The sequence below is a fragment of the Prevotella veroralis DSM 19559 = JCM 6290 genome (assembly GCF_000377625.1).
GTDB lineage: Bacteria > Bacteroidota > Bacteroidia > Bacteroidales > Bacteroidaceae > Prevotella > Prevotella veroralis.
Genome location: NZ_KB898330.1, coordinates 17,278 through 35,309, shown reverse-complemented (window position 1 = coordinate 35,309; position 18,032 = coordinate 17,278). Strand labels below are relative to the sequence as shown.

Sequence of the window (18,032 nt, the reverse complement as noted above, 5' to 3'; positions counted from 1 at the left end):
TATGTCGAAAACCAATAAACTGGCTATGCTGCCTGTCATGCTATGCTTTTTTGCAATGGGCTTTGTGGACTTGGTAGGTATTGCCTCTAACTACGTAAAGGACGATTTACACCTAACTGATTCCACAGCTAACGTCTTTCCATCTCTAGTCTTCTTCTGGTTCCTCATCTTCTCAGTGCCAACTGGTATGTTAATGAATAAGATTGGGCGTAAAAAGACAGTCTTACTCAGTCTCATCATCACCTTGTTTTCATTGCTACTACCCGTCTTTGGCGAGTCATACGGGCTTATGCTCGTATCGTTCTCACTCCTTGGTATTGGCAATGCACTGATGCAAACATCGTTGAATCCGCTTGTTTCGACTGTTATGAAGGGTGGAAATCTTGCTTCAACACTCACCTTTGGACAGTTTGTTAAGGCTATCGCCTCATTCATGGCACCCTATCTTGCCATGTGGGGAGCGCAGGCAAGCATCCCAGCCTTTGGTCTCGGATGGCGTGTCCTATTCCCTATATATCTTCTAATTGGTATTCTTGCCACTCTCTTACTCTTCTCAACTCCTATCGAAGAAGAGCCTATTGAGGGTAAAGCAAGCTCTTTCATGCAATGCTTAAGTCTATTGGGTAAACCAATCGTATTGCTTAGCTTCCTTGGAATCATGTGTCACGTAGGAATCGATGTAGGTACTAATACCACCGCACCGAAGATCCTTATGGAGCGATTCGGTATGACTTTAAATGATGCGGCATTTGCTACTTCACTCTACTTCATATTCCGTACGCTTGGATGTCTTACTGGTTCATTCTTCTTGAGAGTAATGAATAATAAGGTATTCTTCACTATTTCGGTATTGATGATGGCTATTGCTATGATATGGTTAGGCGTTGGAACACGTGATACAGCAGTATATGTTGCCATCGCACTTGTAGGTTATGGCAATAGCAATATATTCTCTATGATATTCGCAAGAGCCCTTCAGAGCGTTCCAGATAAGCAGAACGAAGTAAGTGGATTGATGATTATGGGACTCTTTGGAGGTACCATCTTCCCACTCCTTATGGGCTTTGCCAGCGATGCTATGAACCAACAGCTCGGTGCTGTACTCATAATGGCTATTGGGGTATTGTACCTCTTTAGCTATATTCCAAAGATGAACAACAAATAAAAGAAAGAGCTTATGAAACAAGTAATCGTAGGCCTCGGAGAGGCATTGTGGGATTGTCTGCCTGAAGGAAAGAAGCTTGGTGGGGCACCAGCAAACTTCGCTTATCATACAGGACAGTTCGGTCACGACTCGTTAGCAATAAGTGCTGTGGGCAATGATGCCTTAGGTAAGGAAACTCTCAATGCTTTCGACCAAAAGGGCGTACACTATATTATGCCTGAAGTAGACTATCAGACAGGTACTGTGCAGGTCGAACTTGACAGCGAGGGAGTACCAACATACGATATCAAAGAAGGTGTGGCATGGGACAATATACCCTTTACTCCCGAAATAGAGGAGGCTGCAAAGAATTGTCGTGCCGTATGTTTTGGCTCATTGGCACAGCGTAGTAGTGTCAGTCGACAGACCATCCAGAAGTTCTTGGAGGCTACTCCAAAAGACTGTTTAAAGATCTTTGACATCAATCTTCGCCAAAACTTCTACACGAAGGAGATTATCACTAACTCGCTCCACCATGCTAATATCCTCAAGATTAACGATGAGGAGCTTATCACCCTTGGGCGTCTTTTTGGCTATCCGGGTCTTGATATTGAGAACAAATGCTGGCTTTTATTGGGCAAGTATAACCTTGATATGCTCGTACTGACCTGTGGCGTGAATGGTTCATACGTCTTCGCACCTAACATTCAGTCATTCCAAGAGACACCAAAGATAGATGTTGCCGATACAGTCGGTGCCGGTGACTCTTTCACAGCAGCCTTTACTTCAGCTATTCTCGCTGGTATGTGCATCCCTGAAGCACATAAGTTAGCAGTTGAGGTAAGTGCTTATGTATGCACACAAAACGGTGCTATGCCTAAGATCCCACAGGTAATGTTGGATAGAATTAAGTAATAGGATCATCGTTAAAAGAGCTTTGCTACACCAAAGGGTAACAACAACACAATAAAAACAACATAATTAGGTTTGGGGTAAAGATGTTCAGGATAATCCTCATTTGCCCGAGTTAATCATCGATTAATTCGGGCTTTTTATTGGTTTGAACGCTGTTTTATCTTTCATCTAATACGCTTTTCCGTCCCTCACAGCCTCCCGCAAGACTCTCCGAAAGGAGGGAATGTCTTTAGAAGAACGATGAGGTACTTCACAGCAGAGGTGAACATCAAACGTAACAAGACAATGGTTCATTAGCAAGGAACAAAAGAATGCAAAGAAGCAGACGCCTTCTTGCATCAAGGAAAGGCTCTTCTCGCATCAAAGGAACGCCTCCTTCATTTCAAAGGAACGCCCTCTTCAAATGGAGAAGAAGCCTCATCTAATTTATAACCAATGCTTGTCTCAATTAAAAGAAAATATTTGTATCTTTGCACATAACCAATGGATCCATCATAGCCTATGCACAATCTGAGCTATTATATTGCTTATTTAGACCTTTACAAGGCTGAAATTATAAAAGTAATACTCTATGTTTTGTTTGGTTATGCATTCTTCTACGATTGCTTAAGGGACACTCGTTCAGAGTACATAGCGTATCTTAAGGAGCAAACCTTCGACTTCAAAGTGGTGTCCTTTAAGTCTTCTCGGGAATACCAAGTAGAGGGTATCGACCGAGACGGACGCACACGTGTGCACAAAATAACGAGGTTCTGGGCAATAACCGATAAAGACCTAAGGGCTGGAAACAGGGTTGTGAAACAGAAAGGAAATACAACTCTTTCAATCATCCAACCCGATACTATCCGTCGCTTCCCATTGTCGTTTAGTGATGGAGAGGAGGTTTGGTAGAAGAGAATGGAAGTTCTTTTTAAAAACAGATAACGAAAACCTAAAACCTATTAATATGATTTCAAAACTAACAAAAACACTCTTGCCAATAACAGCATTAGGCTGTGTACAGGGCAATGCTATGACTCCTAAGAAGCAACAGAAGCCTAACATTATATATATAATGTGTGACGATATGGGCTATGGCGACCTCGGTTGCTATGGTCAAAAGTATATCCTTACGCCTAATATAGACCGAATGGCAAAGGAAGGAATGCGCTTCACACAGGCTTATGCAGGTGCACCTGTGAGTGCCCCATCGCGTGCTTGCCTGATGACTGGGCAACACTCGGGACACACGGAGGTGCGTGGTAACAAGGAATATTGGCAGAATAGCAAGCCTGTTTACTATGGGGAAAACAAAGACTTCAGCGTTGTTGGACAGCATCCATACGACCCTAATCACATTATCTTACCAGAGATAATGAAGGACAATGGCTATCGAACGGGGATGTTCGGTAAGTGGGCAGGAGGTTACGAAGGCTCTGTATCAACACCAGACAAGCGAGGAGTGGATGATTTCTATGGCTATATTTGTCAATTCCAAGCCCACCTTTATTATCCAAACTTCCTCAACGAATACTACAAAGAACGAGGAGATACGGCGGTGAAACGTGTTATTTTGACAGAAAACATCAATCATCCGATGTTTGGAGACGAATACTTTAAACGCACGCAATACTCGGCTGACCTCATCCACCAGCATGCTATGGACTGGCTGAAGGCTCAAACGAAGGATAAACCATTCTTTGGAGTATTCACCTATACGCTTCCTCATGCCGAACTTGTGCAACCAGACGACTCGTTAGTGGCGTTTTATAAGAAGCAGTTCTTCACTGATAAGACGTGGGGAGGGCAAGAAGGCTCACGATATAACGCCGTTGTTCACACGCACGCACAGTTTGCTGCAATGATAACACGCCTTGATTCATACGTAGGAGAGATTCTCAAGCTATTGGATGAGAAAGGTCTTGCAGACAACACGCTCGTTATCTTTACCAGTGATAATGGTCCTCACGAGGAAGGTGGAGCTGATCCTTCGTTCTTCAACCGCGATGGAAAGCTAAGAGGTATTAAACGACAATGTTACGAAGGAGGTATCAGAATACCTTTTATTGCACGATGGAATGGACATATTAAGGCTGGTGTAGAGAGTAATTTACCCTTTGCTTTCTATGATCTCATGCCTACTTTCGCTGAAATGGCAGGCGTAAAGGATTATGTACGATGCTATCGTAATAAGAAAAAGACTATCGATTACTTCGATGGAATATCAATTCTTCCTACGCTCATAAACGATGGAATCGGACAAAAGAAGCATCCTTATCTTTATTGGGAGTTCGCAGAAACGGATCAAACTGCCGTTCGCATGGGAGATTGGAAGCTGATTACCATTCATGGAATACCGCATCTCTACAATCTATCAAACGACCTTCACGAGGATCATGACATAGCAAATGAGCATCCAGATATCGTACAGAAGATGATAGAAATTGCTCAGAAAGAGCATACGAATAGTGAACTTTTCCCTATTACAATGCCCTCATTGGATAAAAGATGACAATTAAACAAATGTAGGTAAGGATAAGTAAGACAAGAAAAGACACATAGACATGAACACAATAGCGCCATTTTCACACCCCTTATACATCATGTTAAAGCCCGTCGGGGCTTCCTGTAACCTCAGATGTGAGTATTGTTATTATCTTGAAAAGGCGAATCTCTATAAGAACACACCAACTCGCATACTGACAGAAGAGCTATTAGAACGATTCACAAAGGAATATATCAATACTCAAACCATGAATGAAGTGCTCTTTACATGGCATGGGGGAGAGACGATGATGCGCCCACTATCCTTCTTCAAAAAGGCAGTTGACCTGCAACGGAAGTATGCTAATGGGCGCAGAATAAGCAATACTATACAAACAAATGGTACGTTATTGACTGATGAATGGTGTGAGTTCCTACGTGAAAACAACTGGCTTGTAGGTGTATCGATTGATGGTCCACAGGAATTTCACGATGAATACCGACGCACAGCACGCAATGGTCCATCATGGTCAAAGGTTATGAAGGGGATTAAACAGCTCCAGAAGCACCACGTGGAATGGAATGCTATGGCTGTAGTAAACGATTTTAATGCTGATTATCCGCTCGACTTCTATCACTTCTTCAAGGAGATTGGATGCCAGTTCATACAGATTTCACCCATTGTAGAGCGTATTGTACAACACAAGGACGGGCGACATCTAGCGACTCTAACCGATAAGGAAGAGTTGCCAATAGCGGACTTCTCAGTTACACCAGAGCAGTGGGGGAACTTCTTGTGTGCTGTCTTTGATGAGTGGGTACGCAATGATGTGGGACAAACCTACGTGGAGATCTTTGATTGTATATTGGCTAACTGGGTGGGACAAACACCTGGTATCTGTGTGTATGCAAAGGAGTGTGGACATGCAGGAGTAATGGAGTTCAATGGAGATGTGTACTCTTGTGATCACTTTGTGTTCCCTGATTACAAACTTGGTAATATAAGGAGTCAAACACTGGTGAATATGCTTTATGGTGAAAAACAACGGCAGTTTAGCAAACTCAAGCACGCTTCCCTTCCCCGTCAATGTCGTGAATGTGAATGGGAGTTTGCCTGTCATGGAGAATGTCCGAAGAACCGATTTATAAAGGACAAATACGGTAATTCTGGTCTTAACTACCTCTGCAAAGGGTATAAGAAGTTCTTCCAACACATTGCTCCATATATGGACTACATGAAGAACGAACTACTGAATCAACGTCCACCAGCCAATGTCATGAAAGTCGCGGACCAGTTAGAAGCAATCTAAACATACGTCTATTAAGAAACAGAAGAGCCGATACTCTTAATGAATACCAGCTCTTCTACGTTACTATTTATGAAAAATTTGAGAGAATATTGAAACCTCACGGCCTCGAGTTGTTTTACTTTTAAATGATTATTTATTGAGAAAGCATAGAAATTGTCTTACTTTGTTATGGATGACACAGACGTCTGCATCTTATGCTGCAAGGTATCCACTTTCATTGAGTCTGCCTTTGCAACGGAAGGACCTTTATGGGGTTTATTGACAGTAGCTGTGTTTGGTACTGCACGTGAAGCATCCTCGTCAGAGAGAGCCACCTGCATAGCATTCCCCAAAGTGAGGATAATTGCGACCACAGCTGCAGCCTTAAAGAGAGGCATTAGACGATGACGCATCGTGATAACACGTGCTTTCACAGGCTCATCCTTCTCTATGATACTCAATACCCTTTGGTCAAAGTCACTGCCCAGTACGCTCTCTTCCTTCTCTCTCTGACCATAGGTGAAGAGGTCACGATAAGGTAGTAAAGCTGCTGGAATGTCCTCTTGAGAGAAGAACGCACGTAGAATCTCCTCTTCTTGGAGAGAAGTTTCACAACGCCAATAGCGTTCCAGTAACTGTTCAATGTACTTATAATCCATAATTATCTAGTTTCATATATTTGTGTTTGACCGCCTGTCGTGCTCGAAAGATATTCACCTTTACTTGCTCTTCAGTAATATCCAAGATCGTTGCAATCTCTTTGTAAGATTTCCCCTCGAAGTCTCTTAGCTGCATACAGCTACGTTGTTTCTCGGGAAGTGAGTCCACTATCTGTTTGATGAGACCCACCCTATCCGCTTGAATCATTCGGTCTTGTGGATTAGATGAAGCCAAAGGTTCTGCTCCTTTCACATCTTCTAAAGAATCGTTATTATTCTCTTTTCTCTTGATGCGATCGAGTGAGAGGTTACGACATATCGTCAAGCTAAACGCCTCAATAGAGTCTATGTCATACCAATCTGATCGACGATTCCAAACCTTAATCAGCGTATCCTGTACGATGTCCTCAGCCTCAAACCGATTGAGTGTGATACGAAGTGCAAGCCGAAAGAGTTCGTTCTTTAACGGTAAGACATCATCTCGGAAACTGATATTCTTCATCTTCTCTCTGTTTAAATGACGATTATAGTTAGGTAGAAGTTACAACGGAAGAGGTCAAAAGTTCATTCTTTAATCTTCATTAACACATTTACTACGATTTACCCTCAACCCTTCATCATAAATTAACCATAATAACAAGGCTCTATCTCTCTATCGAATAAAGACGTAAGGTTCGTATGTCTACATTAAAGAAACTATATCAGGACATAGGAACCATGCGTCTATCATTATCTAAGAAAAGGTTACCTCTTCCATTGAGAGAGAGCTTTTTATTCTAAGTAAGTATAGCCATAGAGTCCACTGCGGTAATTGCTAAGGAACTCTTTACCCTCTTCTAACGAAATCTTACCCTGCTTTACACTTTTAGTAACCCATATCTCCAGTTGGCGGACAAGCTTCTTTGGGTTGTACTGAACATACTCCAAGACCTCTTCTACAGTCTCACCATCAAAGATCTGATCGATATGATATCCCCCGTCCTTCACTGAGATATGTACAGCATTAGTATCACCAAAGAGATTATGCATATCTCCCAGAATCTCTTGATAAGCTCCGATAAGAAAAACACCAAGGTAATAAGGCTCATTTGCCTTCAATGGATGAACTGGTAATACATGACTGCTACGTCCCATAGCGACAAAGTTTGAAATCTTACCATCGCTGTCACAGGTTATATCTTGCAACGTGGCATTACGACTCGGACGCTCATTGAGACGTTGGATTGGCATCACTGGAAACAGTTGATCTATTGCCCAGCTATCAGGAAGAGACTGGAAAAGGGAGAAGTTACAGAAGTACTTATCTGCAAGAAGCTTATCCATGTTACGCAATTCATCAGGAACATGCTTCATGTTCTTTGCTAAATTGTTGATTTCATGGCATACACTCCAATACATTGCTTCAATTTCAGCACGTGTACGAAGATCTACCATACCATGAGAGAACAATTCCAAAGCCTCTTCACGAATCTGTTCTGCATCGTGCCAATCCTCTAGCATATTACGAGCATCTAAGTTATCCCAGATATCATAAAGGTCTTTTACCAACTGATGGTCGGTCTCCTTCGCCTCGAAATCTTCCGACATCTCTGGTAAAGAAGCTGTTTCAAGAACATCAATAACTAGTACTGAATGGTGAGCTGACAAACTTCTACCACTCTCTGTAATAATGTTTGGATGTGGAATATCACTCTTGTTAGCTGCATCAACAAAGGTGTAAACACAATCGTTGACGTATTCTTGAATACTATAATTCACTGAGCTTTCACTGCTGGACGAACGTGTACCATCGTAATCGACACCAAGTCCACCACCACAATCAACGAAGTCAACATTATAACCCATCTTTCTCAGGTTCACATAATATTGTGCTGCCTCATTAAGAGCCGTCTGAATACGACGAATCTTTGTAATTTGTGAACCGATATGGAAGTGTATTAAACGCAAACTATCATGTAAGCCTTTCGCATCAAGCGTCTCTAAGGCTTGAAGAAGTTCAGAAGAAGTAAGACCAAACTTTGAAGCATCACCACCACTCTCTGCCCATTTTCCAGAGCCACTAGATGCTAGTTTTATGCGAATACCGAGGTTTGGTTTAACGTTAAGTTTCTTTGCTGCACGAGCGATGAGGTCTATCTCGTTGAGCTTCTCGACAACAATAAAGATGCGCTTACCCATCTTCTGTGCCAATAAAGCCAGTTCTATATAACTCTGATCCTTATATCCATTACAGATAATGAGCGAATCACTCTGGCACTGCACAGCGATTACTGCATGCAACTCTGGCTTCGAACCAGCCTCCAAACCAAGGTTAAACTTGCGCCCATGAGAGATAATCTCCTCTACAACTGGCTGCATCTGATTTACCTTAATAGGATAGATGATAAAGTTCTCAGCTTTAAAATCATACTCTTTCTTAGCCTTCTCAAAACAAGAAGAAGTCTTTTCTATTCGATTATCAAGGATATCTGGGAAACGAAGTAATACAGGGGGAGTAACATCACGCAGGGCTAGTTCATCCATAACATCACGCAAATCTATCTGTGTATTGTCCTTACATGGTGTAACATAGACGTCCCCTTTACTATTAATACCAAAATAAGAAGTACCCCACCCAGAGGTATTGTACAACTCTTGAGAATCTTCAATCGTCCACTTTTTCATTTTAGTTCTCTATCCCTTGTATATCTTTTTTAAACTATAAGTTCTATTGTAATTACACACTACCACGTGTTTAAAGTCTTATCCAATGATAACAACTGACAGACACCATCAACCGATATTTGTATCTTCGCATAGTTATCCATCAAACTAACGTCTAATGTATGCTTTGCCTTGGTGTAGAATGGTTCACGTTCTTGCAATTGCTTGCGAACAAACAGGCTTACTTCCTCAGGCGTTTTATCCAATAATAGAGGGCGAACAGACTTGCCCATCTTTAAATGACCATATAACACATCAGGGGTAGCCTTTAAGTAGATCGTCTCTCCCTGGGCGTTCATATAATCCATATTATCGAAGAAACAAGGTGTTCCACCACCACAAGAGAGGATAACATTCTCGAACTCTGCCACCTCATGAAGCATGGATTGTTCTATCTTTCGAAAGCCATTTTCACCCTTTTCATCGAAGATCTGCTTTACAGTCTTACGCATCCTACTCCCTATATACCAGTCAAGATCATAGAAAGGGATATTTAGCTCTTTCGATAAAGCACGCCCAATGGTAGTTTTTCCAGACCCCATATAGCCGATAAGAATAATCCGAAGCGGTATGTTTCCAGCCTTATTGTCTGACATGCCCACGATACTTTAACGTTCCATTATACTTCTTCTGTATATTAAAATGAATGTGATGGACATTATATTATAGAAAATACACCATCAACCTTACTTCTTTCTCTTTGGCTCTGGAGCATTCTTAACAATATCCATACATTGTTCATAAGTTAGCTCAGCAGCCTTATCATGAAGGGCTTTCGGCATACGATAGTTCTTGCCATCATAAGCTATATAAGGTCCATAACGACCACTCATAACCTCCATCTTGGCATCTTCTGCGAAAGTCTTCAAGTGACGTTGTGCCTCTTGTAAACGTTTCGTCTGAATAAGATTAATAGCTGCATCAAGTGTTATCGTTAATGGATCTTCTCCCTTAGGAATTGATGTATACTTCTTATCATGAAGTACATACGGTCCGAAACGACCAGCACCAACAACTACATCAGAATTTTCAAACTGTCCAAGCGTACGTGGCAACTTAAACAATTCCAACGCCTCTCCAAGAGTAATAGTCTCCAAACTCTTACCAGCAGGGAGTTGTGAGAAGCGCGGTTTATCCTCATCATCAGCACTACCAATCTGTACAACAGGACCATAACGACCAATCTTTACGAATACAGGTTTACCACTCTTGGGGTCTATACCTAGTTCTCGCTCACCAGCCTTATGCTCAGAACGGGCATTCATAACCTTCTCCACCTCTGGCTCAAAGTTCTGATAGAAGAGTTTCATCTCCTTATTCCACTCTACTTGACCTGCTGCGATTTTATCGAACTCTTGCTCCACTTTGGCAGTAAAGTTGTAGTCCATGATATCAGGGAAGTTCTCCATCAGGAAGTCGTTAACAACGATACCGACATCAGTTGGTATCAACTTTCCCTTATCAGCACCTGCCATTTCCTTCTTGTTCTTAGATGTTATCTTCAATCCAAGCAAAGAATCAACGGCATACTTACGCTCCTCACCCTTACGATCACCTTTCTGAACATATTCACGTTGCTGGATGGTTGAAATAGTTGGGGCATAAGTTGAAGGACGACCGATACCCAGCTCTTCCAATTTACGAACCAGACTGGCTTCCGTATAACGATTTGGACCTTGAGAATAACGCTCTGTTGAGACTATTTCACGACGTTCCAACTCTTCACCTTCATGTATTACTGGCAATGCATGTGATAATTCTTCATTTCCATCTTCATCGTCAGTAGACTCATAATAAACTTTCAAGAAGCCTTCAAAAGCGATAACTTCACCATTTGCAATGAACTGCAAATCTGTCTGACTTTTACCTTCTTCCGTACTTAAAGTGATATTTACCGTTGTTTTCTCTATCTGTGCATCAGCCATCTGAGAAGCAATGGTACGCTTCCAAATAAGGTCATAAAGTCGTTTCTCTTGACTTGTTCCATCAATAGAAACATTCTCCATATAAGTAGGACGGATAGCCTCGTGTGCTTCTTGAGCACCTTTGCTATGCGTTTGATACTTTCTAACTTTACCATACTCTACTCCATACAAGCGTTCAATCTCAGCCTTGCTTGTATTAATGGCTAGTGCCGAAAGATTAACGCTATCGGTTCGCATGTAAGTGATACGTCCTGCTTCATACAGACGTTGCGCCACCATCATAGTCTGACTAACAGTAAATCCAAGTTTACGAGCAGCTTCCTGCTGTAGAGTAGACGTAGTGAAAGGAGGAGCTGGCGTACGTTTTAAGGGTTTCTTCGTTATCGATGAAACCGTAAACTTTGACGTCTTACACAACTCCAAAAATGCTATAGCCTCATCATGTGTCTTGAATCTCTTATTCAGTTCGGCCTTAATTTCATTCTTTGCACCATCCTCTCCAGTCACAGCAAAAATAGCATTCAATCGATAATAAGGTTCTGCTTGGAAGTTCTGAATCTCACGTTCTCGTTCAACAATCAGTCGAACAGCAACGCTCTGTACACGACCTGCACTCAAAGCTGGCTTTACCTTTCGCCAAAGAACAGGTGAAAGACGGAAACCAACAAGGCGATCCAATACACGACGAGCTTGTTGTGCATTGACCAAATTCATATTCAAATGACGTGGAGTCTCTATCGCCTTCAAGATAGCAGGCTTGGTAATCTCATGGAAAACAATACGACTGGTCTTCTCTTCATCAAGTCCCAACACCTCACATAGGTGCCAACTAATAGCTTCTCCCTCGCGATCCTCATCGGAAGCCAACCAAATCTTCTTTGCTGCTTTAGCATTCTTCTTCAGTTCGCTAACTACTTTCTTCTTCTCGTCAGGGATTTCATAGTCGGGATTCAACGTATCGAGATCTATGCTCAACTCCTTCTTCTTAAGGTCACGAATATGACCATAAGAAGACATCACCTTATAGTCTTTACCAAGAAACTTCTCAATTGTTTTAGCCTTTGCAGGACTCTCTACTATTACCAGATTCTCTTGCATAATCACTAATTGTACATTTTTTCAAGAGCGCAAAAGTACTTAAACTTTTTGCTTACACCTTATTTAATAGATAAATTTTCTACTTTTTTAAGTATTCAGTATGCCTCTGAAGAAAATCATGAAGGGCTTGTCGGATAGAGCGAAGCCCAAATTGTTCTGTGTGAATATCCTTTAGAGGCGTCCAAACGGCTTCTGATACATCGTCTGCGGGACGTAACTTCGCCTCATCTTCGACCTTACAAACGAAGAAAGTATCCAATGTCGAAATATCAAAGCCACTATAACGATACTTATTTGGAAGCGAACAGAAATAATGCTTTTCTTTGATGATAAGGTTCGTTTCTTCCTCTACTTCACGTGCTAAAGCTTCTCCGATCGTCTCACCAATATCACAGAAACCACCGGGAAGATCCAACGTTCCACGTCCTGGATCAAACTTTCTTCGTGTCACTAAGAGCTCACCTTTATCGTTCATAATAAAGGCTGCAACCGCAGAACTAGGGTTTAGAAAATACTCAAAGCCACAACTCTCGCAGCGTTTACTCTTTTCACTCTGTTCAACAAAATGCTTACTTCCACATACAGGACAATACTTAAACTTCTCTAATACGTGCATAGACTATGATTGGGAATGAATGATGAATTGTGAGGGTACAACTTCTTCAACATTAAATGAGCTATTCAAGAACAGTTATTAACAGAAACCTCGCAATCTTTAAAATACCTTTAGGCACTATGCCTTTTGTTTCTTCTGCCTGCAAATATACTAAAAACTCTAAACATGCAATAGTTTAATCCTTTCTTTTTGTTATCTTTGCAACAATGCGCTACAATCAGGTGATAGCGAAGGAGGCTCAACCGTCATTATTAATTAAAGTTTTGATTATTACATCTTAGCGGATAAGAATCAAATAAACATTATATTAGAATGAAATTAAGAAAACTTTTTCTTGTAGCTGGATTAGCTGCCATTGCAATGTCAATGTCGGCTCAGAGGGCTTTTGATGTTAAACTCTATAATGGTCGCCCACCTTATGATAACGGCGATCCACAGGACACAGCAAAGGTACGTGTATACCTTCCAATAGAGAAAGAAGCCACTGGGCGCGCTGTTGTCATTTGCCCTGGTGGCGGATACACCTCTCTTTCTATGGATAAAGAAGGCTATGATTGGGGGGAATTCTTCCAGAATCAAGGTATAGCTGCCATCGTTCTAAAGTATCGTTTACCACATGGCGAACCCAATGTACCTATTTCTGATGCCGAACAAGCAATGAAGTTGGTACGTATGAATGCTACCAGTTGGAAGATTAACCGTAATGACATTGGTATCATGGGATTTTCTGCTGGTGGACACCTTGCAGCAACTATTGCAACATGTAGCCAAGGTGAGGCAAAGCCAAACTTCCAAATTCTTTTCTACCCTGTCATTTCGATGGTAGAAGGCTATGGACATGAAGGTAGTCGTATCAACTTCTTAGGTAAGCGTCCAAGCAAGCGTGACGAGAAGAAATACAGTGCAGATATGAACGTTAGTCGTGTTACTCCTCGCGCATTCATCGCTCTTAGTGACGATGATGATACTGTTCCACCTGCAAATGGTGTCAACTACTACACGGAACTTTATCGCAATGATGTTCGTGCTTCACTCCATGTTTACCCTGGTGGTGGTCATGGTTGGGGTAGTAAGATTGGTTTCCGTTATCACGAAGAACTGATGATGGATCTCAAGGCATGGTTGAAGAGCTTTTAAGTACTTTCCCCTGCTGTATCCATAGAAACGAAATACTAACAGTAAACTGTTATACAGATAAGACGTAAGAGGGTGTGTCAAAAGTTATTGGCACACCCTCCTTATTAAATCTACAACCTTTTATTATAATAGTCTCTCTATTTCCTCACTTAGATTCTTTATCTGTGAAGGATTCTTCACTACGTTATTACCACGATCAATGAGATAGATGATTGGCATAGTCTGCGCTGGAGCAGTATATGCACGACTGATACCCGTATCGTCATAAACATTTATCCACGGAAGACTGGCTACTTGTTCTTTCCAGAAATGGGCGTTATCATCGAGGGAAACCATGTATATCTCTAATCCACGATCATGATACTTGTTATAAAGTTCACGCATTTTCATAATATACTCAGTTGATCCTTCAGCTGCAAAGACATGGAAGTCAAGCAGAACAACCTTCCCTTTCAAATCAGTAAGATGATGTTCTACACCTCGATTATCGCGTAATGGCAAGTCAATAACGCACATCTCCTTCGCATCAACCTCTACAGGCTTACTTTGAGCTTGCACAATTCGCTCGTCTTTCATACCCTTGATGGTGATATTATGCAGGTTCTGTGTACGCTCCGAACCTGGGTAATAAGTGTCCCAACTCGTTGCAACTGCTCCAAACACCTTATTATCCTTAGCATCCTTAGTAGGATCAAATATCAAACGAGCCTCATTTCCAACAACAATATACTGGAACAGAGCGAAATAACTATAAGCTCGCATTGGCTCCTTGAAGATGTAATTACGTGACACGTCTTGCTTATAACCACTAACAAGAACATTCACTAAAGAGTCGGCAATATCCGGTCGCTCGGCATAAATAGTTTGACATTGAGCTTGCAAGTCAACTTGCTTCAACGCTAACTCTTTTATCTTCTCATTCTCATAAGAACCTTTTACAGAATAATCTGTTGCCATCTGCGGATAAGTAGCTTGCACATTTACCGTTTCAGTAGAGTCTATAGCGATATTAATAATCTGTCCGGCTATACGTAATCGATAGAACTCTGGGTTATCAACCTTATCTGAAGAGAACGAAAAACCGCCTTTTTCATCGAGCTTAACAGAATCGACAGTAGAGAAGCCTTCTAGTCCATTATGCTCAAAATAGAGCACTGAATCCTTAGCATTTGCGATGGAACCATTTACATGAAATTGCTCACCAGCACAACTAGCCAGCACAATTACCCCCACTGCTATGATTCCTGCAACGAATATTCTTTTGATAGTATGCTTCATTGATTAATAGATATTACGTTCTTAACTTTTAATGTCTCGTGCAAAGGTAACTCAAATTGATAAAACAGCAAAGCAATTAGTATCAAATATTATCAAAGTGAAATATAAATAACAAAGTATTCTCTCCTAATCTTCTGATTGTTCCATTTTTCTTTTTCCTACGCCTCATTTCTACCTCACAAGAAACTTTACGTCAATTTACGCAACCACCAAATAAGTTTAGAAAGAGATCTTCTCTCTTTAGCTCATAAGGCTATTTTATTTGCTATAGTATTATTCTCTAAGATAAAGAGCATCAGTCGAAAATAAATAGCTAATTATTTGTCCGTTACATATATAATAGGTAAATTTGCACAGATTAATTTTGAAGGGATGCGTGAAAAGGGACGTTAGAAGGTATCAAACCTTACGTATATATCACTTTTTGTTCCCTAGATGTTGGTCAAAACAATAAGTATTTTAAAATTTTAGATGAACGTAATTACGAAAACAGTTCAATTGCCAGATGGAAGAACCATCTCAATTGAAACCGGAAAGGTTGCAAAGCAGGCAGATGGAGCCGCAGTGCTCCGCATAGGCAACACAGTACTTCTCGCCACTGTTTGTGCAGCTAAAGAGGCAGTTCCGGGTACAGACTTTATGCCTTTGCAAGTTGATTATCGCGAGCAATATGCTGCAGCAGGACGTTATCCAGGTGGTTTCACCAAACGCGAAGGCAAAGCAAATGACGATGAAATCCTTACTTCACGCCTTGTGGATCGCGTACTTCGCCCACTATTCCCATCAGATTATCACTGCGAAGTTTATGTACAGGTAATGCTGTTATCAGCCGATGGCATTGATCAGCCAGACGCTCTCGCAGGATTTGCAGCATCAGCAGCTTTAGCAGCTTCTGACATCCCTATTGATTATCCTACATCAGAGGTGCGCGTTGCACGTGTTAATGGTGAGTATGTCATTAACCCTACCTTCGAGCAGATGAAACATGCAGACATGGATCTCATGGTGGGTGCCACTAAGGACAACATTATGATGGTTGAGGGTGAGATGGATGAGGTTTCTGAACAAGATCTTATAGGCGCATTGAAGGCAGCACATGAGGCTATCAAACCTATGTGTGAGATGCAGGAAGAGCTTTCTAAGGCATGTGGTACTGACGTGAAACGTGAGTATGACGACGAAATCAATGATGAAGACTTACGCGAACAAGTACGCAAAGAGACATACGATGCTTGCTATGCTGAGGCTCAAAGCGGTGACAACGATAAGAAGCATCGTGAGGAAACCTACGAGAAAATAAAGTCTGATTTCATTGAAGCATACGATGCAGCACACACTGACTTAAGTGAAGACGACCTCGAAGAAAAACACGCAGAAATAGAAAGATACTTTGCTGATGTTCAACGTGACTCTATGCGTCGCAGTGTACTTGACACTGGCAAGCGTATGGATGGGCGTGCAACGGATGAGATTCGACCAATATGGTGTGAGGTAGATACTCTACCAATGCCACACGGAAGTGCTATCTTCCAACGCGGTGAAACGATGTCTTTATCAACTTGTACACTCGGTACCAAGATGGACGAGAAGATGGTTGACAACGTGTTAGATAAGAGCTATCAACGCTTCCTCTTACACTATAACTTCCCTCCATTCTGTACTGGTGAAGCTAAGGCGCAACGTGGTGTTGGTCGTCGTGAAATTGGTCATGGTCACCTTGCATGGCGCGCTTTGAAGGGTCAGATTCCAGCAGACTTCCCATACACAGTACGCTTAGTTAGCCAGATTCTTGAGTCTAATGGTTCTTCATCAATGGCTACCGTCTGTGCAGGAACATTGGCATTGATGGATGCAGGTGTCCCAATGAAGAAGCCTGTATCTGGTATTGCAATGGGGCTTATCAAGAACCCAGGTGAGGACAAATATGCCGTATTGAGCGATATTCTTGGTGATGAGGATCACTTAGGAGATATGGACTTTAAGACTACAGGTACTAAGGATGGTTTGACTGCAACACAGATGGATATCAAGTGTGATGGTCTATCATTCGAAATCTTGGAGAAGGCTTTGATGCAGGCTAAGGCTGGTCGTGAGCATATTCTTAACCTATTGACAGAGACTATCGCAGAGCCACGTCAGGAAATGAAACCACAAGTTCCACGTATTATCCAATTGGAGATTCCAAAGGAGTTCATTGGTGCAGTGATTGGTCCTGGTGGTAAGATTATCCAGCAGATACAGGAAGAAACAGGTGCTACTATCACCATCGAAGAGACAGAGGGAATTGGTAAGGTACAGGTGTCTGCGCCTAACAAGGATTCTATTGATGCTGCTCTTGGTAAGATAAAGGCAATCGTTGCGGTTCCAGAGATTGGCGAGGTATATGAAGGAACTGTACGTTCTATCATGCCATACGGTTGCTTTGTAGAGATTCTGCCAGGTAAAGATGGATTGCTCCATATCTCTGAAATCGACTGGAAGCGTCTTGAGACAGTTGAAGAAGCAGGTATCAAGGAGGGCGACAAGATTAAGGTTAAATTACTCGACATCGATCCTAAGACTGGTAAGTACAAGCTTTCTCGTCGTGTATTGCTTGAGAAGCCAGAGGGTTATGTAGAGCCTCAACGTCGCCCAAGAGGAGAACGTCGTCCACGTCGTGATGGTGAACATCGTCATGAAGAGCGTCGTCCACGTCGTGAGAATAACGATGTAGAGAATAACAATTAATAAGATTTTTCCATAATACCTTGCCCTCGGAAAGCCCACTACTTGGCTTTTCGAGGGTATTTTATATCCAATAGTTAA

The 18,032-nt window shown here is 41.8% G+C and carries 14 protein-coding genes; 7 read left to right on the top strand and 7 right to left on the bottom strand.

Annotated elements, in window-relative coordinates:
• The first annotated feature begins 1 nt into the window (after position 1).
• The 5 genes from D464_RS0106630 (at position 2) to D464_RS0106610 (ending at position 5,832) form a co-directional block, all read left to right on the top strand.
• On the top strand, positions 2-1,165 hold the full coding sequence (locus D464_RS0106630) for an MFS transporter (RefSeq protein WP_018910707.1): 1,164 nt from the start codon (positions 2-4) through the stop codon (positions 1,163-1,165).
• A 12-nt stretch (positions 1,166-1,177) separates the two neighbouring features.
• A complete protein-coding gene (locus D464_RS0106625) occupies positions 1,178-2,059 on the top strand; it encodes a carbohydrate kinase family protein (protein WP_018910706.1) in 882 nt (293 codons plus the stop codon).
• 501 nt (positions 2,060-2,560) lie between these two features.
• Entirely contained in the window at positions 2,561-2,950 is a 390-nt protein-coding gene (locus tag D464_RS0106620) for a hypothetical protein (RefSeq protein ID WP_018910705.1), read from the top strand.
• A 55-nt stretch (positions 2,951-3,005) separates the two neighbouring features.
• Positions 3,006-4,550: an arylsulfatase gene (locus D464_RS0106615; RefSeq protein ID WP_018910704.1), complete on the top strand. Its 1,545-nt coding sequence runs from the start codon at positions 3,006-3,008 to the stop codon at positions 4,548-4,550.
• A gap of 52 nt (positions 4,551-4,602) precedes the next feature.
• Positions 4,603-5,832: an anaerobic sulfatase-maturation protein gene (locus tag D464_RS0106610; protein ID WP_018910703.1), complete on the top strand. Its 1,230-nt coding sequence runs from the start codon at positions 4,603-4,605 to the stop codon at positions 5,830-5,832.
• 158 nt (positions 5,833-5,990) lie between these two features.
• Here the strand turns inward: D464_RS0106610 and D464_RS0106605 are convergent, their stop codons facing one another.
• The 6 genes from D464_RS0106605 to D464_RS0106580 all read right to left on the bottom strand — a co-directional run bounded on the left by D464_RS0106605 (position 5,991) and on the right by D464_RS0106580 (position 12,812).
• Complete coding sequence (locus tag D464_RS0106605) at positions 5,991-6,470, bottom strand: hypothetical protein (RefSeq protein ID WP_018910702.1); 480 nt, start codon at positions 6,468-6,470, stop codon at positions 5,991-5,993.
• On the bottom strand, positions 6,460-6,972 hold the full coding sequence (locus D464_RS0106600; protein ID WP_018910701.1) for an RNA polymerase sigma factor: 513 nt from the start codon (positions 6,970-6,972) through the stop codon (positions 6,460-6,462). Before D464_RS0106600 ends, D464_RS0106605 begins: the two co-directional genes overlap by 11 nt.
• 269 nt (positions 6,973-7,241) lie before the next feature.
• Positions 7,242-9,134: a biosynthetic arginine decarboxylase gene (gene speA, locus D464_RS0106595; RefSeq protein WP_018910700.1), complete on the bottom strand. Its 1,893-nt coding sequence runs from the start codon at positions 9,132-9,134 to the stop codon at positions 7,242-7,244.
• A 59-nt stretch (positions 9,135-9,193) separates the two neighbouring features.
• Positions 9,194-9,769 (bottom strand): shikimate kinase, encoded by a 576-nt coding sequence (locus D464_RS0106590; RefSeq protein ID WP_018910699.1) that lies wholly within the window; start codon positions 9,767-9,769, stop codon positions 9,194-9,196.
• Between the two features lie 90 nt (positions 9,770-9,859).
• Complete coding sequence (gene topA, locus D464_RS0106585; RefSeq protein ID WP_018910698.1) at positions 9,860-12,196, bottom strand: type I DNA topoisomerase; 2,337 nt, start codon at positions 12,194-12,196, stop codon at positions 9,860-9,862.
• 79 nt (positions 12,197-12,275) lie between these two features.
• The gene (locus D464_RS0106580; protein ID WP_018910697.1) at positions 12,276-12,812 is read right to left on the bottom strand and encodes an NUDIX domain-containing protein; all 537 of its coding nucleotides are present in this window, start codon (positions 12,810-12,812) and stop codon (positions 12,276-12,278) included.
• A 312-nt stretch (positions 12,813-13,124) separates the two neighbouring features.
• Here D464_RS0106580 and D464_RS0106575 point away from each other — a divergent pair, with 312 nt between their 5' ends.
• Positions 13,125-13,949: an alpha/beta hydrolase gene (locus tag D464_RS0106575; RefSeq protein ID WP_004382935.1), complete on the top strand. Its 825-nt coding sequence runs from the start codon at positions 13,125-13,127 to the stop codon at positions 13,947-13,949.
• Between the two features lie 123 nt (positions 13,950-14,072).
• Here the strand turns inward: D464_RS0106575 and D464_RS0106570 are convergent, their stop codons facing one another.
• Entirely contained in the window at positions 14,073-15,227 is a 1,155-nt protein-coding gene (locus D464_RS0106570) for a TlpA disulfide reductase family protein (protein WP_018910696.1), read from the bottom strand.
• A gap of 471 nt (positions 15,228-15,698) precedes the next feature.
• Here D464_RS0106570 and pnp point away from each other — a divergent pair, with 471 nt between their 5' ends.
• Positions 15,699-17,954 (top strand): polyribonucleotide nucleotidyltransferase, encoded by a 2,256-nt coding sequence (gene pnp, locus D464_RS0106565; protein ID WP_018910695.1) that lies wholly within the window; start codon positions 15,699-15,701, stop codon positions 17,952-17,954.
• The last annotated feature ends 78 nt before the right edge of the window (positions 17,955-18,032 follow it).